This is a genomic window from Streptomyces sp. NPDC058335, from assembly GCF_042723915.1.
In the GTDB taxonomy this organism is placed as follows: domain Bacteria; phylum Actinomycetota; class Actinomycetes; order Streptomycetales; family Streptomycetaceae; genus Streptomyces.
In genome coordinates this window covers 50351-73902 of record NZ_JBHXHX010000009.1, presented here as the reverse complement: position 1 = coordinate 73902, position 23552 = coordinate 50351, and the positions used below count along the sequence as shown (strand labels likewise).

At 72.8% G+C, this 23552-nt stretch carries 26 protein-coding genes; 12 read left to right on the top strand and 14 right to left on the bottom strand.

What is annotated here, in order from left to right; translation table 11 throughout:
* The first annotated feature begins 96 nt into the window (after positions 1–96).
* Positions 97–1425, top strand: coding sequence for a TerD family protein (locus tag ACFWJX_RS19175; RefSeq protein WP_383244264.1), 1329 nt, complete (start codon positions 97–99; stop codon positions 1423–1425).
* Between the two features lie 19 nt (positions 1426–1444).
* On the opposite strand, the gene ACFWJX_RS19170 is transcribed toward ACFWJX_RS19175, so the two are convergent.
* Together ACFWJX_RS19170 and ACFWJX_RS19165 are read right to left on the bottom strand one after the other, a co-directional pair.
* Positions 1445–2419 (bottom strand): alpha/beta hydrolase, encoded by a 975-nt coding sequence (locus ACFWJX_RS19170; RefSeq protein ID WP_383244261.1) that lies wholly within the window; start codon positions 2417–2419, stop codon positions 1445–1447.
* 174 nt (positions 2420–2593) lie between these two features.
* A complete protein-coding gene (locus ACFWJX_RS19165) occupies positions 2594–3538 on the bottom strand; it encodes an FkbM family methyltransferase (RefSeq protein ID WP_383244258.1) in 945 nt (314 codons plus the stop codon).
* Between the two features lie 175 nt (positions 3539–3713).
* Here ACFWJX_RS19165 and ACFWJX_RS19160 point away from each other — a divergent pair, with 175 nt between their 5' ends.
* Entirely contained in the window at positions 3714–4595 is an 882-nt protein-coding gene (locus tag ACFWJX_RS19160) for an LLM class F420-dependent oxidoreductase (protein WP_383244255.1), read from the top strand.
* Between the two features lie 101 nt (positions 4596–4696).
* Here the strand turns inward: ACFWJX_RS19160 and ACFWJX_RS19155 are convergent, their stop codons facing one another.
* Positions 4697–5260, bottom strand: a complete 564-nt coding sequence (locus tag ACFWJX_RS19155) for an NAD(P)H-dependent oxidoreductase (RefSeq protein WP_383244252.1) — start codon at positions 5258–5260, stop codon at positions 4697–4699.
* Positions 5261–5379: 119 nt separating this feature from the next.
* Between ACFWJX_RS19155 and ACFWJX_RS19150 the strand changes: the two genes are divergently transcribed.
* The 3 genes from ACFWJX_RS19150 (at position 5380) to ACFWJX_RS19140 (ending at position 8853) form a co-directional block, all read left to right on the top strand.
* Complete coding sequence (locus tag ACFWJX_RS19150; RefSeq protein ID WP_383244249.1) at positions 5380–6030, top strand: TetR/AcrR family transcriptional regulator; 651 nt, start codon at positions 5380–5382, stop codon at positions 6028–6030.
* A gap of 88 nt (positions 6031–6118) precedes the next feature.
* The gene (locus ACFWJX_RS19145) at positions 6119–7168 is read left to right on the top strand and encodes a LacI family DNA-binding transcriptional regulator (protein WP_383244246.1); all 1050 of its coding nucleotides are present in this window, start codon (positions 6119–6121) and stop codon (positions 7166–7168) included.
* A 248-nt stretch (positions 7169–7416) separates the two neighbouring features.
* On the top strand, positions 7417–8853 hold the full coding sequence (locus ACFWJX_RS19140; protein ID WP_383244243.1) for a benzaldehyde dehydrogenase: 1437 nt from the start codon (positions 7417–7419) through the stop codon (positions 8851–8853).
* Positions 8854–8862: 9 nt separating this feature from the next.
* Here ACFWJX_RS19140 and trxA read toward each other — a convergent pair whose 3' ends face one another.
* The gene (trxA, locus tag ACFWJX_RS19135) at positions 8863–9240 is read right to left on the bottom strand and encodes a thioredoxin (RefSeq protein ID WP_363087959.1); all 378 of its coding nucleotides are present in this window, start codon (positions 9238–9240) and stop codon (positions 8863–8865) included.
* 142 nt (positions 9241–9382) lie between these two features.
* Between trxA and ACFWJX_RS19130 the strand changes: the two genes are divergently transcribed.
* Complete coding sequence (locus tag ACFWJX_RS19130) at positions 9383–10801, top strand: dihydrolipoyl dehydrogenase family protein (RefSeq protein WP_383244240.1); 1419 nt, start codon at positions 9383–9385, stop codon at positions 10799–10801.
* Positions 10802–10808: 7 nt separating this feature from the next.
* Here the strand turns inward: ACFWJX_RS19130 and ACFWJX_RS19125 are convergent, their stop codons facing one another.
* Positions 10809–11453 (bottom strand): peptide deformylase, encoded by a 645-nt coding sequence (locus tag ACFWJX_RS19125; protein ID WP_383244237.1) that lies wholly within the window; start codon positions 11451–11453, stop codon positions 10809–10811.
* 133 nt (positions 11454–11586) lie between these two features.
* Here ACFWJX_RS19125 and ACFWJX_RS19120 point away from each other — a divergent pair, with 133 nt between their 5' ends.
* Positions 11587–12981, top strand: coding sequence for a PepSY-associated TM helix domain-containing protein (locus tag ACFWJX_RS19120; protein WP_383244234.1), 1395 nt, complete (start codon positions 11587–11589; stop codon positions 12979–12981).
* A gap of 96 nt (positions 12982–13077) precedes the next feature.
* Here ACFWJX_RS19120 and ACFWJX_RS19115 read toward each other — a convergent pair whose 3' ends face one another.
* The 6 genes from ACFWJX_RS19115 to ACFWJX_RS19090 form a co-directional block, all read right to left on the bottom strand.
* Positions 13078–13437 (bottom strand): tetratricopeptide repeat protein, encoded by a 360-nt coding sequence (locus tag ACFWJX_RS19115; RefSeq protein WP_383244231.1) that lies wholly within the window; start codon positions 13435–13437, stop codon positions 13078–13080.
* A 63-nt stretch (positions 13438–13500) separates the two neighbouring features.
* Complete coding sequence (locus ACFWJX_RS19110; RefSeq protein ID WP_383244229.1) at positions 13501–13935, bottom strand: MarR family transcriptional regulator; 435 nt, start codon at positions 13933–13935, stop codon at positions 13501–13503.
* Complete coding sequence (locus ACFWJX_RS19105) at positions 13932–14441, bottom strand: MarR family winged helix-turn-helix transcriptional regulator (RefSeq protein ID WP_383244226.1); 510 nt, start codon at positions 14439–14441, stop codon at positions 13932–13934. The genes ACFWJX_RS19110 and ACFWJX_RS19105 overlap by 4 nt, the downstream gene beginning before the upstream one ends.
* 86 nt (positions 14442–14527) lie before the next feature.
* Positions 14528–15493, bottom strand: a complete 966-nt coding sequence (locus ACFWJX_RS19100; RefSeq protein WP_383244223.1) for a pirin family protein — start codon at positions 15491–15493, stop codon at positions 14528–14530.
* An 18-nt stretch (positions 15494–15511) separates the two neighbouring features.
* The gene (locus ACFWJX_RS19095; RefSeq protein ID WP_383244220.1) at positions 15512–16003 is read right to left on the bottom strand and encodes a hypothetical protein; all 492 of its coding nucleotides are present in this window, start codon (positions 16001–16003) and stop codon (positions 15512–15514) included.
* Position 16004: 1 nt separating this feature from the next.
* On the bottom strand, positions 16005–16415 hold the full coding sequence (locus ACFWJX_RS19090) for an ATP-binding protein (RefSeq protein WP_383244217.1): 411 nt from the start codon (positions 16413–16415) through the stop codon (positions 16005–16007).
* Between the two features lie 173 nt (positions 16416–16588).
* Between ACFWJX_RS19090 and ACFWJX_RS19085 the strand changes: the two genes are divergently transcribed.
* Positions 16589–16819, top strand: coding sequence for a DUF397 domain-containing protein (locus tag ACFWJX_RS19085; RefSeq protein ID WP_366056571.1), 231 nt, complete (start codon positions 16589–16591; stop codon positions 16817–16819).
* Between the two features lie 134 nt (positions 16820–16953).
* Entirely contained in the window at positions 16954–17877 is a 924-nt protein-coding gene (locus tag ACFWJX_RS19080; RefSeq protein WP_383244214.1) for a helix-turn-helix domain-containing protein, read from the top strand.
* A gap of 12 nt (positions 17878–17889) precedes the next feature.
* On the opposite strand, the gene ACFWJX_RS19075 is transcribed toward ACFWJX_RS19080, so the two are convergent.
* Positions 17890–18708 carry an SAM-dependent methyltransferase gene (locus tag ACFWJX_RS19075; RefSeq protein WP_383244211.1) on the bottom strand — a complete coding sequence of 273 codons (819 nt, stop codon included), beginning with the start codon at positions 18706–18708 and terminating at the stop codon, positions 17890–17892.
* Between the two features lie 193 nt (positions 18709–18901).
* Between ACFWJX_RS19075 and ACFWJX_RS19070 the strand changes: the two genes are divergently transcribed.
* The 3 genes from ACFWJX_RS19070 (at position 18902) to ACFWJX_RS19060 (ending at position 21156) form a co-directional block, all read left to right on the top strand.
* The gene (locus tag ACFWJX_RS19070; RefSeq protein ID WP_383244208.1) at positions 18902–19615 is read left to right on the top strand and encodes a transcriptional regulator; all 714 of its coding nucleotides are present in this window, start codon (positions 18902–18904) and stop codon (positions 19613–19615) included.
* Positions 19612–20589, top strand: coding sequence for a pyridoxal-phosphate dependent enzyme (locus ACFWJX_RS19065; protein WP_383244205.1), 978 nt, complete (start codon positions 19612–19614; stop codon positions 20587–20589). Before ACFWJX_RS19070 ends, ACFWJX_RS19065 begins: the two co-directional genes overlap by 4 nt.
* 207 nt (positions 20590–20796) lie before the next feature.
* The gene (locus ACFWJX_RS19060) at positions 20797–21156 is read left to right on the top strand and encodes a cupin domain-containing protein (protein ID WP_383244202.1); all 360 of its coding nucleotides are present in this window, start codon (positions 20797–20799) and stop codon (positions 21154–21156) included.
* A 63-nt stretch (positions 21157–21219) separates the two neighbouring features.
* Here ACFWJX_RS19060 and ACFWJX_RS19055 read toward each other — a convergent pair whose 3' ends face one another.
* Complete coding sequence (locus ACFWJX_RS19055) at positions 21220–22596, bottom strand: VWA domain-containing protein (RefSeq protein ID WP_383244200.1); 1377 nt, start codon at positions 22594–22596, stop codon at positions 21220–21222.
* Positions 22593–23450, bottom strand: coding sequence for an AAA family ATPase (locus tag ACFWJX_RS19050; protein ID WP_383244198.1), 858 nt, complete (start codon positions 23448–23450; stop codon positions 22593–22595). Before ACFWJX_RS19050 ends, ACFWJX_RS19055 begins: the two co-directional genes overlap by 4 nt.
* Between the last annotated feature and the right edge of the window lie 102 nt (positions 23451–23552).

Genomic DNA, 23552 nt, shown 5'->3' with positions numbered 1-23552 from the left:
GGAGACCGACGGAGACCGACGGCGCCGATCGCCGCCGTACGCCGTATGGCACAGTGACCGGGAAACGACGGGGATCGCGTACGGGGGTGGGCCGAGATGCCGGAACTGGGCAAGGGCGGGAACACGGCGCTGGGTGCCGGGCCGGTCACCATGGAGCTGTACGCCGAGGGAGCCACCGTCGACCTCAGCGCGCTGCTGGTCACCGCGGACGGCCGGGTCAGGTCCGACGACGACCTGGTCTTCTACAACCAGCCCTCGGCCGAGTCCGGCGCGGTCCGCCACCTGCCCGCCGACGCGGACGGACCCGAGCGCGTCGAGGTGGACCCGGCGGCCCTGCCCGCCGACGTGGACCGGGTCGTGCTGGTGGCCAGCTGCGACCCCGACGACGTCACGCGCACGTTCCGCGAGGTCGAGAACGTCCGGGTGAGTGCCGCGCAGGCCGGTGCCGAGACGGTCCTGTTCCGTCCGCCGGCCCTCACCGACGGCGAACGCGCGGTCCTGCTGACCGAGTTGTACCGCCGCGGCACCGCCTGGAAGCTGCGCGCCATCGGGCAGGGCTACGCCGACGGACTGGCCGGTCTGGCCACGGACTTCGGCATCGAGGTCGCCGAGGCCGACGACGTACCGCACACACCGGAACCCGAGACGGCGCCGGCCGCTGCCCCGGTGCCGGCCTCTGCTCCCGCCCCGGTCCGGCCGAGCCTGGTCAAGCCGCCGCTCGGGAGGATCAGCCTCGACAAGGGCAGCCAGGTCTCGCTGAGCATGGACAAGGGCGACCGGGACCTGGTGGTCACGGTGGCGCTGGAGTGGGACGGCGGCAGCGACCGACGCCGGCAGAAGGGCGCCGACCTCGACCTGTACGCCCTGTTCGTGCCGGCCGGCAAGGCCCTGCGCGGCGCCCCGGAACCGGGCACCCTCGTCAAGTCCGGCCACTCCCCGCAGGGCGAACCGGTGCGGCCCGGCGGAGAGCCCGCGACCGGGAACGGGAAGAAGAAGGGCAAGAAGGCCGACATCGTCTACTACCGGCAGCTCGGCTCGCTCACCGAGCGCCCCCACATCCGGCTCGACGGCGACTCCCGCGTCCCCGGCCGTGAGGCCGTGCGGATCGTGCGCCCCGACGAGCAGGGCTACGTCCTGCTCTGTGCCTACTCGGCGGTCAGCAACGGCTTCGGCTCCTTCCGCAGCTTCGGCGCGAAGGTCGTCGTGGACGACGGCCGCGGCTCCACCGTCACCGTGCCGCTCTACGAGAACACCAAGACCCGGTACTGGGTGGCGATCGCGCTCGTCGACTTCACCTCCGCCGACGGCGCGGCCATCCACCACATCGAGGCCTACAGCGCCCGGATGACCGAGCGCCGGCCCGTCCTGCACCCGGACGGGACCATCGAGATGAACGCGGGCCCCGTGGAGTTCAAGCGGCGCTGACCGCGCGGGGCGCCGGGACCTACTCCGCCAACAGCCGTCGCAGCCAGTCCAGTTGTGCCGCTCGGGCCGCCCGCGAGACCGCGGCCTGCGGGGCGAAGCCGTCGAAGCCGTGGAAGCCGCCCGGCCAGACGTGCAGCTCGGCGACCCCTCCGGCCTGCCAGATCCGGGAGGCGTAGGCGACGACCTCGTCCCGGAAGGTCTCCGCCGAGCCCACGTCGAGGAAGGCCGGCGGCAGCCCGGAGAGGTCCTCGGCACGGGCCGGCGCCGCGTACGGGGAGACGTCCGGGCCGCCGCGCAGCTCGCCGAGCAGCGCCGTCCAGCCCGTCTCGTTGGCCGTACGGTCCCAGACGCCGAGGCCCGCCATCTGGTGCGAGGACGGGGTGTCGTTGCGGTCGTCCAGCATCGGGCACAGCAGCACCTGGCCGAGCGGCCGCGGCCCGCCGCGGTCGCGCAGCAGCAGCGCGAGCGCCGCGGTCAGCCCGCCGCCCGCGCTGGCCCCCGCGACCACGATCCGCTCCGGGTCCCCGCCCAGCTCCTTGGCGTGCTCCGCGGTCCACAGCAGTCCGTCGTACACGTCGTCGAGCGGCGCCGGATACGGGTGCTCGGGGGCCAGCCGGTACTCGACGGACACCACGACCATGTCGAGTTCCCGCGCCCAGTCCAGGACCTGGTCGACGCCGACCCGGTTGGTGCCGAGGACCATGCCGCCACCGTGCACGTGGTAGACGACCGGGCGCGGCCGGGCGGGGGACGGGGCGGTGGGCCGGCAGATCAGCAGCGAGATCCCGGGGGAGCCGTCGGCGCCGGGCACGGTCCGGTCCTCGGCCTCGAACGCGCCGTCGGCCGTCAGGTCCGCCTGGGCCAGCAGCGCGATGCCCGGGGACTGCCGGACTGTCTCGATGTCCTCCAGGCTCATGCCGGGAGAGATCATGTCCTTGATCAGTTCCAGGGCGGCGGCGAGTTCGGGGTCGAAGGGCGGCGGGACGGTCGTCATGGTGTCTCCTCACGCGGGAACGCGGCGGCTCGTCCCGCCATCGTCGGCGCCCGCGCGCCGTGCGGAGCCCCGCCGGACGGCGGAAGCTGTCCGCCGTCCGGCGGGTACCGCCGCCGCCGGGCCCCGGCACGGGCCGGCCCTCGGCATGAGCCGGCCCGTCACGAGCCGGGCCCGCTACGGCTTGGGGGCCGCGTCCGCGCGCATCAGCACGCAGTCGAACTCGATCACCCGGCCGGTGGTCGCCTCGCGCGTCACCGGATACATGCCCGTGATGCCGAACCCGGCCGCCTCGTACGTCGCGACGGCCTCGCCCATCCCCGGGCTGCCCTCGTACAGCCGCAGCACGGCGACCTCGGACTGCATGCCGACGAACTCCTCGACCCGCTTCCCGGCCCCGGCGAACACCTCCAGGTCGTAGCCCTGGGTGTCCATCTTCAGGTAGGGGCGGGGATCGGCGAGGCCGTCCAGCGCCTCGTCCATGACCTCGTCGAGCCGGCGGATGCGGATCTCCTCGGTCTCGGACCTGGTGAACCGGCTGTAGCGGTCCTTGCCGTAGTCGCTGGGCCCCAGCAGGGAGTTCATGGTCTTCCAGCCGGTGTGGATCTCGGCGGTCGTCTCCTCGCGGCCCAGCCCGCACTGGTACACGTGCCAGTCGGGGTCCTGCGCCGCGGCCTTCTCCAGCTTGGCGAACGTCTCCGAGGTCGGCTCGAACGACACGATCCGCCCGGCGTAGCCGAGCCGGCGCAGCCGCCGGGCGTACTGGCCGCTGTTGGCACCGACGTCGAAGACGCAGTTCGCCTCGTACAGGGCGAGCATGGCGGCGACGTGCTGGGTGCACAGGTACTCGGCCGCCGCGAGTTGCAGTCTGCGTTCGTCGCGCCCGGCCGCCGCGTCCATGAGCAGCAGCGCGCCGGTCTCGCCGAGCCGGACGGCGCTGGAGCCCGGCTCCCCGGCCGCGCCGCCCTTCGTCCGCCGCACGATCCAGGTGCCCTTGTCGGCACCGGTGACCGACAGGGGAGTGGCGGACCGGGACACCAGCGCCGTCCCCGGGGCGATGTCGGTCACCTGGACGCCGATGCGGGGCATCAGCCGCAGGAGTCGTCGATAGAGAGTCTGCATCTCGTCAGCCCTATCAGACATGACGGGGTGCGGTCGCCCCGTTGAACGACATTCGTCGCCGGGGTTAACCGCCTTCTTACATGCGGTGCGTTCCGGGGTCCCTTCTTGACTTCGAGAGCGCTCCAGCGCCTAGCGTCGTCACGGTTCCTGAGGATGCCGGTGAACGGAGACGGACATGCGTGTCGGTGTGCACATCAACCAGTTCGGCAACCCCGGGGGCGGGCCCGCGCTCGGCGCCGAACTCGCCGCGGCCGGAGCCGCCGCCGAGGCGGCCGGGGTGAGCCGGCTGTCGGTGATGGACCACTACTTCCAGATGGAGTTCAACGGCGGCGCCGAGGAGCCCATGCTGGAGGCGTACACCACGCTGGCGTTCCTCGCCGCCCACACCACCACGGTCCGCCTCGGCGCGCTGGTGACCGGGGTGACGTACCGGCATCCCGGCCTGCTCGCCAAGATCGCCACGACGCTCGACGTGGTGTCCGGCGGACGGGCGTGGCTGGGCATCGGGGCAGCCTGGTACGACCGTGAGCACGAGGGCCTGGGCGTGCCGTTCCCGCCCGTCGCGGAGCGGTTCGAGCGGCTGGAGGAGACGCTGCGGATCTGCCGGCAGATGTGGGACCCGGCCGACAACGGGCCCTTCGAGGGCCGGCACTACCGGCTGGCCGAAACCCTGTGCGTCCCGGCGCCGGTCAGCACGCCGCACCCGGAGATCCTCATCGGCGGCGGGGGCGAGCGCAAGACGCTGCGGCTGGTCGCCCGTTACGGCGACGCCTGCAACCTGTTCGCCTCCTCGCCCGAGGAGGTCCGCCACAAGCTGGACGTCCTGCGCGGCCACTGCGAGGCGGAGGACCGCGACTACGGCACGATCCTGAAGACGCTCACCTACTCCGGCGAAGCGGCCGGCGACGGGGACCTGGACGCCTTCCTGCGGGACGTCTCCGGCTACGCCGAACTCGGCGTGGACACGGTGATCCTCGCCCCGCGCCTGGGGGAGACGTCCGGGTGGCTGGAGCGGTTCGTCGGCCCGGCGGTGGAGCGGCTTGCGGAACTGGACTGAGCGTCCGGCGGTCACCTGCCACGGCAGACGCGACAGAAGGGGCCCGGAGACCGGACCCCTCTTTGTCGCTTCGTCGCTTCGTCGCTCTGTCGCTACGGCGATCAGGCGGCCACGGTCTCGCCCGCGTGGCCGTGCAGACGGGCCACGACCTCGGTCAGCTGCGCGGCGACCTCGGCGTCGTCCGCCGGGTGGGTCTCGGCGAAGCGGGTCAGGGAGCCGGGGATGGAGAGCTTGAGGTCCTCGATCACCTTGCCGCCGGCGATGCCCACGGCCTTGCGGGCCTCGTCCTGCGCCCATACGCCGCCGAACTGGCCGAACGCGGTGCCGACCACGGCGGTCGGCTTTCCGGCGAAGGCGCCGGCGCCGTACGGGCGGGACAGCCAGTCGATGGCGTTCTTCAGGACGGCGGGGATGGTGCCGTTGTACTCGGGCGAGAAGAGCAGGAAGGCGTCGGCGGCCTGGGCGGCCTCACGGAGCTTGGCGGCGGCGGCCGGCACGCTGCCCTCGACGTCGAGGTCCTCGTTGTAGAACGGGATGTCGGCCAGGCCTTCGAACAGGTCGACCTCCGAGCCCTCGGGAGCGACCTTGACGGCCGCCTCGGCGAGCTGACGGTTGGTGGAACCGGCGCGGAGGCTGCCGACGAGCGCGAGGATGCGGACAGACATGGGTACTCCCAAAGGGCTGAAACGTTGTCGTTAGGATCCGGACCGTGGTCCGCTTCACTGTTCTACCACTCTAACCGGACCGCGGTCCAGTTTCATTCCCGGTGCTTTACGCTGAGTTCATGTCCGCCGCCCTGCCGCCCTTCCCCGGACCCGAGACGCCCCTCGACGGACCCGAGCTGCTCCAGCTCGGGTCCGCCGAGGACGAACCCTGCCTGCGCGCCGACGCGGCCCGAAACCGCGCCCGGCTGCTGGACGCCGCCGCGCGGCTGGTCGCCGAGCACGGCGCGGCCGGGGTCACCATGGAGGCGGTGGCCGCCGCGGCGAACGTCGGCAAGGGGACGGTCTTCCGCCGCTTCGGCGACCGCACCGGACTGCTGACGGCACTGCTGGACCACTCCGAGCGGAATTTCCAGGCGGCCTTCCTCGGCGGGCCCCCGCCGCTCGGGCCGGGCCCCGAGCCGGCGGAGCGCCTGCGGGCGTTCGGCATCGCCTACCTGCGGCGCGCCATCGAGGAGCTGGACCTGCTGCTCGCGGCCGAGGCGGGCCCGGACCGCCGCTTCATCGGCCCGGTCCGCCGCCTGCACCACGGCCATATCGCCCTGCTGCTGCGCCAGGCGGCCCCGGACGCCGACGCGGACCTGCTGGCCCACACCCTGCTGGGTTACCTCGACCCGCCCCTGATCCACCACCTGGTCCGCCAGTGCGGCACCCCGCCGGCCCGGCTGGAAGCCGGCTGGACCGACCTGGTGAACCGGATCACGGCGGGCTGAAGCGGGCCCCGGTCACGAACGAGTTCGTCAAATCACGGACGATTTGAGTGTTCCCCCGCCCAAAACCCCCGCCCCCGCCTCTGCCAAGATGCCGTACGTCATGGTGCAGATACCGAACACGCCCGCGCCGACATCGCCGTCGGCGCCGCGCTCCGTGCCCACGAGCGCCGACGTGGCCCGCCTGGCCGGCGTCTCCCGCGCGACCGTCTCCTACGTCCTGAACGACACCGGCGCCGTCCGGATCAGCGAGCCCACCCGCCGCCGCGTCCACCGGGCCGCCGAGGAACTCGGGTACGTCCCGCACGCGGCGGCCCGCAGCCTGCGCGCCGGACACAGCCGCATGGTCCTGATGCCCGCCCCGCCCGTCCCCGCGGGCCCTCTCCAAAGCCAGTTCGTGCACGACTTCCAGGGCGCCCTCAGCCGCCTCGACTACACCGTCGTCCAGTACGGCGCCAGCGGCCTGCACGGGGACGAGGCCGCCCGCGCCTGGGCCGAACTGCGGCCCGTGGCCGTCCTGGTGCCGGGTCCCGGCCTCGGCCCGCAGGGCGTCGCCGTGCTCAAGCGGGCCGGCGCCCGAGCCGTGGTCACCCTCGGCACCGAGCCCGTCGACGGCGCCCACGCGCTGCTCACCGACCACGCCGGCGTCGGCCGCGGCGCCGCACGCCATCTGTACGCGCGAGGGCGCCGCCGTATCGGCGTGGTCGTCCCGGAGGAGCCCGGCCTGGAGACGTTCTCCGCGCCCCGCCTCGACGGCGCCCGCGAGGCCCTGCACGGCACCGGTGCCACCGTCACCGCGCTGTCCCTGGCCTACACCGAGGAGTCCGCGGCCGCTCTCGCCGCCCGCTGGCGCGCCCTCGGCCTGGACGGGGTCTTCGCCTACAACGACGAGTACGCGATGCTGCTCATGAGCGCCCTTCAGGACGAGGGCGTGCGCGTCCCCGAGGACGCGGCCGTCATCGGCGCCGACGATCTGATGCTGGCCAGACTGCTGCGTCCGCGGCTCAGCACCGTCCGGATCGCGCTGCCCTCCGGCCGCGGCCTCGCCGAGCTGGTCGACCGGGCGGTCCGTAACCCCGGCGCCACGCCCGAGTCGCACGAACTCTTCTCAGCGACGGTGGTGCAGCGCGACTCGACCTGAGCGGTACGGCCGACGGGTACGGCCGACGGGTACGGCCGACCGGCACGGCCGCGGCCCGCCCGTATCCGCCGCCCGCCGACTAGGATGTTGCATGCTCAACCAGATGGGACCGCGTTCGACACCTGACGCAGCTCGCCGGGCTGCGCCGGATCACCGCATCCCGCCACGCGACCGCCCAACAGGCGGCGAGAACACGGGACTTCCGCTCCCCCCGGCACGTCCCGCGGGTCACTGATCGGAGAGCCGTCATGCCGTTGCTCGACCCCACGACCTGGCAGTCCCGCAGCCTGTCGGGTCCCACGTATCCCGTCACCGAGCCCGCCACCGGCGACTCCCTCGGCACGGTGGTCCTCGCCGGCGCCGAGGATGTCGCCCCGGCCGCGGAGACCGCCCTCGCCGCCCAGGCCGAGTGGGCCCGCGCCCCCCACTTCGTCCGGGCCGCGGTGCTGCGCAAGGCCGGCGACCTGTTCGGCGCGCACGCCGACGAACTGCGCGAGTGGCTCGTGCGGGAGTCCGGTTCCGTCCCCGGCAAGGCCGACTTCGAACTGCACGTCGCCGCCCAGGAGTGCTACGAGGCCGCCGCCCTCGCCTCCCGCCCGGCCGGCCAGGTCCTGCCCAGCGAGGCGCCCCGGCTGTCGTACACGCGGCGCGTCCCCGTCGGAGCCGTCGGCGTGATCTCCCCGTTCAACGCCCCGCTGATCCTGTCGATCCGCTCGGTCGCGCCCGCCCTGGCGCTCGGCAACGCGGTCCTGCTGAAGCCGGACCCGCGCACGGCGGTCTGCGGCGGTCTGTCCCTGGCCGCGGTCTTCGCCGAGGCCGGTCTTCCCGAGGGACTGCTGCACATCCTGCCGGGCGGCGCCGAGACGGGCGCGGCCATGGTCGCCGACCCGCGCGTCCCGGTGATCTCCTTCACCGGTTCCACCGCGGCCGGCCGCGCGGTCGGCGAGGCCGCCGGACGCCACCTCAAGCGCGCCCATCTGGAACTCGGCGGGAACTCCGCCCTGATCGTGCTGGAGGACGCCGACCTCGACGCGGTGATCTCCACCGCGGCCTGGGGCTCCTTCTTCCACCAGGGCCAGATCTGCATGACCACCGGCCGCCACCTCGTGCACGCCTCGATCTACGAGGAGTACGTCGAGCGGCTCGCGGCGAAGGCCGACGCCCTGGCCGTCGGCGACCCGCACCGCGCCCAGGTCCACCTCGGCCCGCTCATCGACGGCGGCCAACTCGGCAAGGTGCACGCCCTGGTGGAGGCCAGCACGGCGGCCGGCGCGAAGCTCGCGGCCGGCGGCACGCACGAGGACCTCTTCTACCGCCCGACCGTCCTCGCGGGCGTCGACGACCACACCCCCGCGTACGCGGAGGAGGTCTTCGGGCCGGTCGCCCCGGTCCGCGCCTTCGGCACCCCCGACGAGGCCGCCGCCCTGGCCGCCGCCAGTTCCTACGGCCTGTCCCTGGGCATCGTCACCCGCGACACGGCCCGCGGCCTCGACCTGGCCGAGCGCATCCCGACCGGGATCGTGCACATCAACGACCAGACGGTCAACGACGAGGCCGTGGCGCCGTTCGGCGGGGTCGCCGCCTCCGGCACCGGCGCCCGCTTCGGCGGCGAGGCGAACCTGGAGGCCTTCACCGACGTGCGCTGGACGACGGTGCGCGGCGACGTGGCGCCGTACCCGTTCTAGCTCCGGGGGTCACTCGCCCTGGGCTGCCTGCTGCTCCTCGACGGACTTGCGGACCTCGTCCATGTCCAGCTTGCGGGCCTGCCCGATGACGTCCGTCAGGGCGGCCTCGGGCAGGGCGCCCGGCTGCGCGAACACGGCGACACGGTCACGCACGATCATCAGCGTGGGGATCGACTGGATGCCGAAGGCCGCGGCCAGCTCCGGCTGGGCCTCGGTGTCCACCTTGCCGAAGACCAGGTCCGGGTTCTCCTCGGCGGCCTTCTCGTAGACCGGGGCGAACTGACGGCACGGCCCGCACCAGGACGCCCAGAAGTCGATCAGGACGAAGTCGTTGTCGGTGACCGTCTGGTCGAAGTTCTCCTTGGTGAGCTCCACGGTGCTGCTCATGACGTCATTCCCTCTTCCCGGTGCTTCCTGCCGGGTCCTCCCGGCATGGGGTGAAGCCGACCTCGCCAACACGGCCGGCCGGTCGCGTATTCCGCGCCCTACCCGTGTGGCCACCCCGCACACCAACCACCAGACTGACCCCATGACGGAAACGGAAACCATCGCGTACGACGTCGTGGTGCTCGGGGCCGGGCCCGTGGGGGAGAACGTGGCCGACCGCACCCGTGCGGCAGGCCTCACCACCGCGGTCGTGGAGAGCGAACTGGTCGGCGGCGAGTGCTCCTACTGGGCCTGCATGCCCAGCAAGGCCCTGCTGCGCCCGGTCATCGCCCAGGCCGAGGCCCGCCGCCTGCCCGGCCTGCGCCAGGCCGTGCAGGGCCCCCTCGACGCGGCCGCGGTCCTCGCCCACCGCGACTACTTCACCTCCGACTGGAAGGACGACGGCCAGGTCGGCTGGCTGGACGGCATCGGCGCCGACCTCTACCGAGGCCACGGCCGCCTGACCGGCCCGCGCACGGTGACCGTCGGCGACAAGGTGCTGACCGCCCGGCACGCCGTCGCCGTATGTACGGGAACCCGGGCCGTCCTGCCCGATCTGCCGGGGCTGGCCGAGGTCGGGCCCTGGACCAGCCGCGAGGCGACGAGCGCCCAGTCCGTGCCCGGCCGCCTGGTCGTGGTCGGCGGCGGAGTGGTCGCCACCGAGATGGCCACCGCCTGGCAGGCCCTCGGCTCCCGGGTCACCCTCCTGGTACGCGGCAAGGGGCTGCTCAACCGCATGGAGCCGTTCGCCGGCGAACTGGTCGCCGAGGCGCTCACCGCGGCCGGCGCGGACGTGCGGACCGGGACCTCGGTGGAGTCGGTGACCCGCAGGGACGGCACGGTCGTGGTCGTCACCGGCACCGGCGACCGTATCGAGGCGGACGAGATCCTCTTCGCCACCGGCCGCGCCCCGCGCACCGACGACATCGGCCTCGACACCGTCGGCCTGGAACCGGGTTCCTGGCTGCCGGTCGACGACAGCCTGCGCGTCACCGGCAGCGAGTGGCTCTACGCCGTCGGCGACGTCAACCACCGCGCCCTCCTCACCCATCAGGGCAAGTACCAGGCCCGTATCGCCGGTGCCGCGATCGCCGCCCGCGCCTCGGGGGAGACGGACCTGGACGCCGGCCCGTGGGGAGCCCACGCCGCCACCGCCGACCACGCCGCCGTCCCGCAGGTCGTCTTCACCGACCCGGAGGCCGCCGCGGTCGGCCTCTCCCTCGCGGAGGCGGAACAGGCCGGACACCGCGTCCGCGCCGTCGACGTCGACCTCTCCTCGGTCGCCGGGGCGGGCCTCTACGGCGAGGGCTACAAGGGCCGCGCCCGCATGGTCGTCGACCTGGAGGACGAGATCCTGCGCGGCGTCACCTTCGTCGGCCCCGGCGTCGGCGAACTGATCCACTCGGCGACCGTCGCCGTCGTCGGCCAGGTCCCCATCGCCCGTCTGTGGCACGCCGTCCCGTCCTACCCGACGATCAGCGAGGTCTGGCTGCGCCTGCTGGAGGCGTTCCGGGACAACTGAGGTCCGGTTACGGCAGCCCGAAGCCCAGCGCGCGGGCTGCCTCCTCCGGTGTCGGCTGCGCCCAGCGCCGGGCCACCGTCTCGTTGGCGGACAGCGAGCGCAGCTCCGCCCGGTCCAGGTAGAGCAGGCCGTCGAGGTGGTCCGTCTCGTGCTGCACGATCCGGGCGGGCCATCCGCGGAACACCTCGTCCACCGCCCGGCCACTGTCGTCCTCGCCGGTCAGCCGTACCTCGGCGGGCCGGGCCACCACCGCCTGCCAGCCCGGCACGCTCAGACAGCCCTCGAAGAAGGCGACGCGGCCCGAACCCGACGGCTCGTAGGCGGGGTTGACCAGGACCCGGAACGGCTGCGGCACCCGGCCGCGGGCCAGCCGCACCTCCTCCGGCACCGGCGCCGGATCCTCGATCACCGCGATCCGCAGCTCCACGCCGACCTGCGGCGCGGCCAGGCCCACGCCCGGCGCCGCGCGCATGGTGACGCGCAGCGCCTCGACGAAGCGGGCCAGCAGCGCGGGGCCGAGCTGACCGTCGTAGCGCTCGGTGCCGGTGCGCAGGACCGGGTCACCGGCCGCCACGATCGGCAACGGGCCGCCGACGGCGAGGAGTTCCTCGACCCGCTCGGCAAGAGGTGCGCGAGGACTGGGAGATGCCATCCGGCCAGCATGCCACGACCGCCATGCCTGTGACGCAGGTCACCGAAACGGCCGGGAACTCGGCGGGGCCGCGGTCCGACTACTGCTCCGTCACGGCTGATACGTCCCCACCGACCACCGGAGAAGCCCGCCGATGTCCACCACTTCCTCGACCACCAAGGACGAGGCCCCGCAGCCCGCGGCACCCCCGCCGGGGCCCCGCGGCCCGTGGGCCCCGCTGCGTCCGCTCGTGCTGCGCCTGCACTTCTACGCCGGCCTGCTCGTCGCCCCGTTCCTCCTCGTCGCCGCCCTCACCGGCTTCCTCTACGCGGGCGCCTTCCAGGCCGAGAAGCTGGTGTACGCCCACGAGACGACCGTCCCCGTCGGCGACACGAAGCTGCCGATGTCCGAGCAGGTCGCCGCCGCCCGCAAGGCCCACCCCGAGGGCACGGTCACGGCCGTACGGCCCTCCCCGCAGGACGACGCCACCACCCGGGTGCTGCTCTCCGGCGTCAAGGGCGTGGGCGCGACCCACTCCCTGGCCGTGTTCGTCGACCCGTACACCGGCGAGGTGCGCGGTGCGCTGGAGCAGTACGGCTCGACCGGCGCGCTGCCGCTGCGGACCTGGATCGACGAGTTCCACCGCGACCTGCGTCTCGGCGAGAACGGCCGCCTCTACAGCGAGCTGGCCGCGAGCTGGCTCTGGGTGATCGCGGGCGGCGGTGTCGCGCTGTGGTTCTCCCGCCGCCGCGCCCTGCGCAAGGTCCGCGGCACCGGCGGCCGTCGTCGCACACTGGGTCTGCACGGCACGGTCGGCGTCTGGGCGGCCGCCGGGTTCTTCTTCCTCTCCGCGACCGGGCTCACCTGGTCCCAGTACGCCGGCGCCCACATCGACGAACTGCGCACCTCGCTCGGCCAGTCCACCCCGGCCGTCTCCGCGGCGGGCGGCGGCGAACACGCCGGCCATGACGCGGCCGCCGGCGACGGCGGCGACGGCGAGCACGGCGTCGGCATCGACAAGATTTTGGCCGCCGCCCGCGCCGAGGGCCTCGGCGACCCCGTGGAGATCGTGCCGCCGGCCGACACCGAATCCGCGTACGTCGTACGGCAGGTGCAGCGCAGCTGGCCCACCAAGCAGGACGCGGTGGCCGTCGACCCGGCGACCGGCGAGGTCACCGACGTCCTGCGGTTCGAGGACTTCCCGGTGCTCGCCAAGCTGACCCGCTGGGGCATCGACCTGCACACCGGCGTCCTGTTCGGCCTGGTCAACCAGATCGTCCTGATGGCGCTCGCGCTCGCGCTGGTCCTGCTGATCGTGTGGGGCTACCGCATGTGGTGGCAGCGCGGCCGCGGCTCCGCCTTCGGCCGGCCCGTCCCGCGCGGCGCGTGGGCACAGGTCCCGCCGTACGTCATGGTGCCGCTGATGGCGGCGATCGCCGTCCTCGGCTACTTCCTGCCGCTCCTCGGAATCCCCCTCGCCGTGTTCCTCGCCGTGGACGTCGTCCTCGGGGAGATCGCGCACCGGCGGGGGCGGCGGGCGTCCGTCTGAGTATGCGTACAGCGCAACGGAGCGGCCCGGCGGTGGAGTTCACCGCCGGGCCGCTCCGCGCCGGGCCCCGTGCCGGACCTGGCCTCAGGCTCTGTGTCAGGCCTGAGTGAAGTCACCCGTGAACGCCGAGGCGATCCTCAGGTGCGGGCCCGCTTCCGCGTGCCGTCCCTGCCGCTCCAGGGTGCGGCCCAGCATCAGACGGGCGTAGTGCTCCACCGGGTCGCGCTCCACGATGACGCGCAACTCGGCCTCGGCACGGCCCAGTTGGGCCGAGTGGTAGTAGGCGCGGGCCAGCAGCAGCCGCGGTCCGGTCTGCTCCGGCACCTCTTCGACCAGCCCGGCCAGGACCCGCGCGGCGGCAGTGTACTCCTTGGCGTCGAAGAACAGCCGCGCACGCTCCCAGCGCTCGGCCGGCGTTCCGTGGGCGTAGTACTCGGTGTCGTAGGTGATGTCCACTCGTGGCCTCCTTCGACCCCCACAACCGCGCCGGACAGTTGAATATTCCACTAGTTCGCCGGGCTACATGGCGGCCAGTTCCGCGTCCGCCCGCTCGGTGATGCGGGCGAGCACCCGGCCGGCGACGGCCCGGTCCTCCGCGGGGATCCCGGCGTAGATCCGGGCCGAGATCGGGGCCGTCTCGGCGGTCACGGTGTCGTGGAGCGCGCGCCCGGCGTCCGTGGCGCCGATGCTCTCGCCGTCGGCCGCCAGCAGGCCCTTGGCCAGCAGTTCCCCGATGACTGCGTGGGCGTCGGCGGGGTCGGCCTTCAGGGCGGCGACGACCCGGCCGGCGAGCGCTTCCCGGTCGAGAGGCCCGTCGACGACGGCCGGCCGGAGGGCGATCTGCTGCTGGAAGGTGGCTCCGTGGCGGCTCAGGACGCGTTCGACGACGGCGCGGGCGGCGTAGTGGGCCAGGCCGATGACGCGGCTGTCGACGGGAGGTGCGGTGGTGGTCATGACTTCCCCTTGGTGCTCTCGTCCGTGATGGTCTGTGCCGTGCTGTCGTGCGGTGGTTCCAGGGGTACGTCGAGCAGGAGGCCCAGCTCGCTCGCGAACGTGCGGGTGCGGGCGCTGTCCAGGCCGCCGAGCGGTTCCGTCAACTGCTCCAGCAGCCCGTGCACCACGCCGATGGCCCGTCGGGCGACGTCCTGGCCCTGCTCGGAGAGCGCCAGCTGCACCGCGCGTGGATCGCGTGGATCGCGGGTGCGCTCGATCAGCCCCGCGGACTCCAGGGCGCGGGCCAGTTTCGACACGTACAGCGGTTCGAGGCCGGTGTGGTCGGCGAGCCGCCGCTGACTGGGGCGCTCACCGGCCTGCCGCATGCCGTACAGCGACGCGACGACCGCGTACTGCGCGTGGGTGAGGCCGAGCGGTGCCACCGCCCGGTCCACCGCCACCCGCCACTTCGTGGACAGCCGCCACACCAGATAACCGGGCGTGGCCCCTGCGGAACCGTTGCTCATGACGGATACGGTACATGGCGATTATGTACATGGCTACTATTGTTCGTTCTCGCGTTCGTTCTCGCGTTCGCCGAGTAACCCGTGGGTCAGCGCACCCGTCCCCGTGGCTTCAGCGGGGTCGCCGGCAGCTCGGGCGCTGACAACGGGGCGCCGTCGTAGCCGCGCACGTCACCGAAACGGGTGCCCTTCATCCAGTCCTCGCGGGCCTGTTCGATCTCGGCCTGGGTGCGGCCGACGAAGTTCCACCACATGATCAGTTCTTCGTCGAAGGGCTCGCCGCCGAGGAGCATCAGGCCGGCGTCGGACTCAGCGTGCAGGGGCAGTTGGCTGCGGCCGCAGCCGAGGTAGAGCATCGAACCCGGCAGTACGGTCACGCCGTCCACGCGCACTTCGCCGGACATGGCCAGCACGCCGTACTCGAAGTCGGGGACGAGCGGCAGCCGGACGTCGGTGCCCCGGGTGAGCGCGAGGTCGGCGCCCACGATCGGGGTGTACGCCGTGCCGGGCGAGGTCGCGCCGTCGAGGTCGCCGAGGATCACGGTCGCCGTGAGGCCGGGGGCCGTGACCGTGGGCAGGGTGGCGTGGTGCTCGAAGTGCGGCTCGGTGTGGCGGTGGGCGTCGGGCAGCGCGACCCAGAGCTGGGCGCCGTGCAGGTACCGGGCGTGGGACCTGGGGCTCTCCTCGGAGTGGCTGATCGCCCGGCCCGAGGTCATGAGGCCCAGTTCGCGGGGCCTGATGGTCTGGAGGCTGCCGGTGGAGTCCCGGTGCAGCACCTCGCCCTCGTGCAGCCAGCTGACCGTCTGGAGGCCGATGTGGGGGTGCGGCGGGACCTGCATGCCGGGTTCGTCGGCGATGTCGTCGGGGCCGTAGTGGTCGACGAACGCCCAGGCGCCGATCATGCGCCGGCCGAGGTTCGGCAGCAGCCGGCGTACCTCGGTCGACTCCCCGAGTCTGACGCGGCGGGGACTCAGCAGCTCACGCACGGGCTCGGTGACGACGAATCCGCGTCCGCCGCACACGCTGGGCACGGGCGAGCGGTCCAGGTTGCTCATGGCCCACAACCTAACGCGTCACCGGTCGGTCAGCGTGGCGGCGAGTTCTCTGCTGGCCCGGACGATCTCGTGGTCCGGTTCGTCGAGCAGGTGGCGCAGGACGCCGCGCTGGGCCTGGACGGCGTGGCGCGCGTCGCGTTCCCATTCGACGTACTTCTCGCGGCGGCGCAGCAGCTTGGGGTAGGCGGCCGCGGTGGTCTCCCACTGCCGGGCGTCGGCGATGCTTTTCAGCAGGTGCAGTATTTCGACGCGGCAGGTGACCTGCGGGAGCCGGACGAGTTCCCAGAGGAAGGGCACCGTGGCCGCCGTCGCCTGTCCCACCACGAAGCCGTACTGGCAGATGCGCTGGCGAAGTTGGCCGAGTGCGGGCCCGGCGGTGTCGGCGTCGCCGCGGGCGACGGTGGTCAGCAGGACCGGGATGGCCTCGGCGGACCCGGTCGAGTCGGCCATCTCGGGCCAGGGCACATGGCCGAGGTCCTCGAGCGGCGTGGATCTCTTGATGGCAGTCATGTCAGGTGTGGGTACGGGTCGGGAGCATGGCCCAGACGGTCTTGCCCGTGGGGGAGCGGCGGGTCCAGCCCCAGTGCTCCGAGAGGGCTTCGACGATGTGCAGTCCGCGGCCGTGCTCCAGCAGAGGATCTCCGGCATGCGGGTAGACGGGCAGGTCGTCGCTCGGGTCGGTGACGGCACACACCAGGTGGGAACGGCGCAGCGAGAGCCTGAGCCGTACGTCCGCGGCGTCCTCCGGTGGGTCCGGCAGGGCGTGCAGGACGGCGTTGGCGGCGAGTTCGGTGACGACGGTGAGCGCGTCGTCGGCACAGCGCTCCAGGGACCAGCCGTCCAGGGTGCGGTGGGTGAAGTCCCGTGCCTCGGCGAATCCTTCCCGGCTGCCCGAGAGGTGCAGCACGGCCGTTCTGGACAAGTCGCGGACGGACTCGGGACTCCGGAACTGCGCAGGTGATGGCACGGCATCTCCCTGAGGCAACGTCAGTACGGGGCGGGGGAAGAGCGGTTGACGACAGGGCTATTATCCACGCTGACGATGTCCTCGTGCAATTTCACGGGAAATTGCGCGTACGAAGCGAGGAGAGTGCAGTGTCGTCAGTGCCGAACGGAGTCCGGGCGAGCGCGCTGGGTGCCCGCTGGATCAAGAGCAGTCACAGCAATGCCGAGGGCAACTGTGTGGAGGTGGCCGTCCTGGACGGGGGAGGGGTCGCGATGCGCAACTCCCGTGACCCCGAAGGGCCGGCCCTGGTGTACACGCCGGCCGAGGTGGCGGCGTTCGTGGCCGGTGCGAAGGGCGGGGAGTTCGACCACCTGCTGTAACGGCATGCGATCACCTGGTGTCGGGGCGGCACGGACTGACTCAATTGCCGTGCACCGTGCGGTCGGTGGCCTTCGGATGCGACAATGAGGTCTGTCGTCTGCCGGTCAACGCAAGCCAGAACGGGGAGCCCAGGATGTCTGCCGAGTCGCCTCGCGTCTCCCGCCTCGAACCGTATCTGAACCGGGCCGAGCCCGCCCCGACCTTGCTGAAAATGCTGGTCGGCGTGCAGCTGGCGGGCATCCGCGACGACGCCGGGCTGTCCCAGGACCAGGCCGCGCGTGCGGTCGGGTTCAGCCCGGCGAAGCTGTCGCGGATCGAGGCGGGCAAGGGGCGCCGCCCTCCCACGGAGGGCGACGTCCGGGTACTCCTGAACCTCTACGGGACCGAGGAGTACGAGGCCTCCGTCCTGCTCCAGCTGCTGCGGCGGGCGGGGGAGCCGGGCTGGTGGCAGCGTTACGACAAGCGGCTGATGCCCGAGTGGTTCGACCGCCTGGTGGGACTCCAGGAGGCGGCCACGGCCATCCGTACCTTCGAGATCCAGTACGTGCCGGGCCTGTTGCAGGTCCCGGAGTACACCCGCGCCGTCGTCGAGCGCGGCCTGCCGACGGCGCCGGTCCGCGAGGTGGAGCGCCGGGTGGAGCTGCGCACGCGGCGCACCCGGCTCCTGGAGCGGCCGGACGCCCCGCAGCTGTGGGCCGTCGTCGACGAGTCGGTGCTGCTGCGGGTGCTCGGCGGCCGTGAGGTGATGCGGAAGCAGCTCGACCACCTGGTGAAGATGGCCGCGCTGCCCCATGTGACCGTGCAGGTGGTGCCGTTGGACGTCACCCACGCCTCCGCGCCGTCGATCCCGGTGACGTACCTGCGGTTCGGCGGTTCCGATCTGCCCGACGTCGTCTACCTCGAGCAGATCAGAAGCGCCACCTTCCTGGAGGACCAGGACGAGACGGAGGAGTACCGGGTCACGCTGGACCGGCTGGCCGACGAGGCGCTGAGTCCCCGTGACTCCCTCGCCCTCCTGCGCGAGACGGCGGAGACCCGCTACCGCCCGGCCCCGTGAGCCCGGTGCCGGTCAGGGCAGCCGGGCCACCCCGCCGTACTCGATCCACTCCTGGGTGAGCTGACGGGGCGCCACCTCGGTGTCGGGCCGCCAGGTGGAGACCTCCACCAGCCCGGGGTCGAGGATCTCCAGGCCGTCGAACAGCGCGGCCATGTCCTTCTCCTGGCGCACCCGGCCCCAGTGGCCCTGTGTGGCCTGGTCCATGAAGTTCGTGACGAACTCGCGGACCTTCGGGTCCTCGCTGACCAGTTGGCACATGACCAGGAAGCTGCCCGGCGCGAGGCGTTCGGCCACGCGGCGGACCACGGCCGGCGGTCCGTCGGTCTCGCTGTCCGGGATGCAGTGGAAGACCGAGTTGAACAGCACGGCCACCGGCTCCGAGAAGTCGATCAGGCGCTCGGTGTCGGGGTGGGTGAAGATCGCCTCGGTCTCGCGCATGTCGGCGTGGATGACCGTGGTGCGCTCGTCCTGCTCCAGCAGGGCCCGGCCGTGGACGAGCACCATCGGGTCGTTGTCGATGTAGACGACGTGCGCGCTCGGGTCGATGCTCTGGGCGACGTGGTGCACGTTGTTCTGCGTGGGCAGGCCTGACCCGTGGTCGAGGTACTGCCGGATTCCGTACTCCTGGGTCAGGGTCCGTACGACGCGCTGCAGGAAGCGCCGGTTGTTCAGGGCGAGGGCGCGCGTGCTGGGGACGACCTTGTCGAGTTCCTCGCACGCCGCGCGGTCCGCCGCGTAGTTGTCCTTGCCGCCCAGATAGTGGTCGTACATGCGCGCGGCTGTCGGAACCGTGGCATCGATCGACGTGGACAGCTGCTTGCCTGGCTGCATATTTTCCCCCAGTCCGGGCCCGCGCCGAGGGCTGGCACGGTCGGCAACCCATCCTAGGGAAACGACAATTGGCGATGCCACCCCTTGATCCCCGGTTCCCCTGACGAAGGGACGGGCAGGAGAAGCTTCTGGAATGTCTGTCCAGAGGCTGGAACTGTGGTCTAATGAAACCGGCGTACGAAGGAGGAACCGCATGACGGTCCAGGACACCCCGGACGAGGATCCACGCACTGCCGAGCGGGATGCGATCCTGCACGCCCTCGGGCCCGTCGTGCACGGGATCGCGGCGACCTTCGGGCCGGTGTGCGAGGTGGTGCTGCACGACTACCGGCGTCCGGAGACCTCCGTGGTCGCCGTCGCCGGGGAGGTGACCGGGCGGACCGTCGGCGGGGCGATGAGCGAGATCGGCATGCGCGTCCTCGCCCGCGGCGACGACGCCGACGACGAACTCAACTACGTCACCCGCACCGGCACGGGCCGGACGCTGAAGTCCTCGACCATGGTGCTGCGCGACTCCGCCGGCACGGTGTTCGGCGCCCTCTGCGTCAACGTGGACGTCACCGAGGTCGGCCGAGTCCAGAGCCTCCTCGCCGCATTCGCCGGGGCCGGCGGCCCGCCCGCGGACGCACCCGTGACCACCTTCGGCGACGACATCGACTCCGTCGTCGACTCGCTCCTCGACACCCACCTGCCGCGCGACCGGACCTGGGCCGGCCTGGAACGGCCCCGGCGCCTCGCTCTCTTCCGCGCGCTCGACGAACGCGGCGTGTTCGCCGTGCGCCGGGCGATCGAGCAGGTCGCCGCCCGCCTCGGCATCTCCCGCGCCTCCGCCTACAGCTACCTGTCCCAGGCCCGGACGGCCGCCGCACCCGGCCCGCACCCCACCTCCGAGGGAGCCCACCCGTGACCACACCCCCGCCGATCATCACCCTGGACGACGTCCGGGACGCGGCCGCCCGCCTGAAGGGCGTCGCCCACCGCACCCCCGTCCTGCGCTCCCGCACCCTCGACGCGCTGGTCGGCTCCGAGGTCCTCCTGAAGTGCGAGAACTTCCAGCGGGTCGGCGCCTTCAAGTTCCGTGGCGCCTACAACGCGGCCTCCCGGCTGACCTCCGAGCAGCTCGCGCGCGGCATCGCCGCCTACTCCTCCGGCAACCACGCCCAGGCCGTCGCCCTCGCGGCCCGGGAACTCGGCAGCACCGCGGTGATCGTCATGCCCGACGACGCCCCGCGCTCCAAGCGGGAGGCGACCGAGGCCTACGGCGCCGAGATCGTGACGTACGACCGCTACGGCGGCGACCGGGTGGCCATCGCCGAGGCCCTGGCCGCCGAGCGGGGCCTGGCCCTCATCCCGCCCTACGAGCACCCGCACGTCATGGCGGGACAGGGCACCGCCGCACTCGAACTCCTGGAGGAAGCAGGCGAGTTGGGGGCACTTCTGGCGCCGGTCGGGGGCGGCGGACTGATCGCGGGCAGCGCCACGGCGGCCAAGGGCCTGTACGAGCGGATCCGGATCGTCGGCGTCGAGCCGGAGGCCGGTGACGACACCCGGCGGTCGCTGGAGGCGGGCCGGCGCATCGAGATCCCCGTGCCGCACACCATCGCCGACGGGCAGGCCCTGCACACGCCCGGCGAACTCACCTTCTCGGTGAACCAGCGGCTGGTCGACGCGATCGCACTGGTCTCCGACGACGAGATCCGCGCGGCCATGCGGTTCGCCTTCGAACGCCTGAAGATCGTGATCGAGCCGAGCGGCGCCACCCCGCTGGCCGCCCTGCTCTCCGGCCGGACCGGCCCCCTGCCGCGCCGGGTCGGCGTGATCGTCTCGGGCGGCAACATCGACGCGGAACGCTTCGCGCGACTCTGCGGCGACGGCGTCTGAGGACGCCGTGATCGCTGTACCCCCTCGACGTGATCTTCGAGCCGCCCCCCACCCCTGCCCGGTTCGCCGTCCGGTTCACCCGAATGGCGGCCCCCGGGTCGCGGGCGGAGGATGAACGTGTGGGGACCGGCCCCCACCGGTGACGTCCAGTGCCGCCGGGGAGACCGGCCCCGGCCGCCGTGCAGCGCGGCCGGAAGGAGGAGCGTCATGCTGGAAGTGAAGACGCTCGACAAGCCGGACGAGCGACGTGATTTTCCGCGGGGGCACCTCGAAGCCGTCCACATGACGGGCCTCGACTTCGCCGTGGCGACCTTCGAGTCCGGCTGGCGCTGGTCGGAGTCGGTGGCGCCGCTCGCGGGAACCGAGAGCTGCCAGGTCCATCACAACGGCTACGTCGTCCAGGGCCGCCTGCGCATCCGTATGGACGACGGAGCCGAGGGCGAAGTGGGCCCCGGTGACGTCTTCGTCTGCCCGCCCGGCCACGACGCCTGGGTGGTCGGCGACGAGCAGGTCGTGGTGTACGACTTCGCCGGACAGATGGCCCAGGAGTACGCGAAGGCCGACTGAGGCCGACCGTTGAGCAGAAAGGGCTGGACGGCCGGGACGGGATCAGACCCGTACCAGAGCGGATCAGACCGGGAGGATACGGCTGATCAACGCGCCGAGCTGGTGGGCGTTGCGGCACTCGTGCATCGCGACCAGCTCGGCGTAGTCCGGGGCGGCCGAATCTCCCGTACCCCACTGCGGACGCGGCTCCGGATTCAGCCAGTGCACCCGGCGCGCCCGCGCCACGATCCGCCGTACGGCGGGCAGGTTCGGGTCGCCCATGTTCGTGCGGGCGTCGCCCAGCACGAACACCGTCGTGCGGGGACCGACCGCCGCGCCGTACCGTTCCGCGAACTCGCCCAGGGCGGTGCCGTAGTCGCTGCTGCCGTGCCAGCCCGTCAGCGTGGCCTCCGCGCGGATGCGGGCGCCGAGGCCCTCCGGGTCGGCCGCGCCGTGCCGGAGCAGGCCGGTGATCTCGTCGACGCGGTTGACGAAGGCGAACACCCGCACCTTGCTGAACTGGTCGTGCAGCGCCTGCACCAGCAGCATCGTGAAGTCGGAGAACCCGGACACCGAGCCCGACACATCGCACAGCAGCACCAGCTCGGGCCGGGCCGGGCGCCGACGGCGCAGTACCGGACGCATCGGCACCCCGCCCGTCGACAGCGAGCCGCGCAGCGTGCGCCGCAGATCGATCGCACCGCGCGAGGCCCGGCGCCGCCGCGCCGCCAGCCGGGTGGCGAGCTTGCGCGCCAACGGGTGCACCGTGCGCCGCAGTTCGGCCAGCCGGTCACGGCCCGCGTACAGGAAGTCGACCCGGTCCGCGGTCGGGGCCACCGCCCGCCGCGCGATCTCGTCCCGGCCGCGCCGCTCGGCCACCCGCCGCCGCGCCTCCACGGCCACCAGTGCCCGGAAGGCCTCGATGCGCCGCCGGACCTCGTCCTCGAGCAGCCGGTCGGTGAAGCCGGCGGCCCCGCCCCGCCGCCGGACCTCGTCCCGCACTCGTGCCAACAGGGTCTGCGGACGCAGCCGTTCGAGGGTCTGGTACGCCGACCAGCCGTCCGCCCCCGGTGAACTCCCGTATCCGCCCAGGGCGTCGACGGCCTCGATCGCCAACCGGGCCGTCATGGACTCGTCGTCGTCGGCGAGGGCGGTGGCGAGCCGGTCGCGCAGGCCGTCCCGGTCCGCTGCCGTCGCGGAGCCGGACCGGCCGGCCTCGGGCGCGCCGACGCCGTACGGGAAGTACAGGTCGAAGACCGTGTCGAACACCCGCCGTTGGTCCGCGGAGTGCAGCAGTGTCGCGGCGAGTCCCTCGCGCAGCAGCGCGCGGTCCGTGAAGCCCAGGGCGGCCGCCGCCTCCGCGGCGTCGACCGTCTCGCCGGTGCCGATCCGCACGCCGTGCGCGCGCAATGCGGCGACCAGGCCCGTCAGCCTCGCCGCCACCTCCGTCGTGCCGGTCACACGGCGTCCAGATCGAGCTTCGCGGCGGCCTTCAGCACATCGTCCTGGTGCTTCAGGATCACGCCGAGGGTGTCGCGGACGAGAACCTCGTCGAGCGCGTCGGCGCCCAGGGCGAGCAGGGTGCGCGCCCAGTCGATCGTCTCCGCGACCGAGGGCACCTTCCGCAGGTCCATCGCGCGCAGCGCGCCCACCACCCTGACCACCGACTCCGCCAGCGCCGCGTCGATGCCGGGCACCTTCAGCCGGACGATCCGCCGCTCCAGCTCCTCCTCGGGGAAACCGATGTGCAGGAACAGACAGCGGCGGCGCAGCGCCTCCGACAGCTCACGGCTGGCGTTGGAGGTGAGCACGACGAAGGGGCGGCGGGTCGCGGTGATCGTGCCCAGCTCGGGGACGGTGACCTGGAAGTCGCTGAGCACCTCCAGGAGCAGGCCCTCCACCTCGATGTCCGCCTTGTCGGTCTCGTCGATCAGCAGCACCGTCGGCTCGTCGCCGCGGATCGCGGTGAGCAGCGGGCGGGGCAGGAGGAACTCCTCGCTGAAGATGTCCGTGCGGGCCTCGTCCCACGTCTCGTCGCGGCCCGCGCTGATGCGCAGCAACTGCTTGGCGTGGTTCCACTCGTACAGCGCCCGCGACTCGTCGACGCCCTCGTAGCACTGCAACCGCACCAGCCGGGCCCCGGCCACCTCGGCGACGGCCTTGGCGAGTTCCGTCTTGCCGACACCGGCCGGCCCCTCCACGAGGAGCGGCTTGCCGAGCCGGTCGGCGAGGAAGACGGTGGTGGCGACGGAGGGCGAGGCCAGATAGCCGGTCTCGGCGAGGCGTGCGGAGACATCGTCGACGGATGTGAACAACGGGGCCTCCGGGGGGGGCGGGTGCGGGCAGAGCGAGGTAGGTCCGGGGCACTATCTAAGCGCTTGTTCAGCACCCTTGTCACCCGGTCTGCCGTGCCGGCG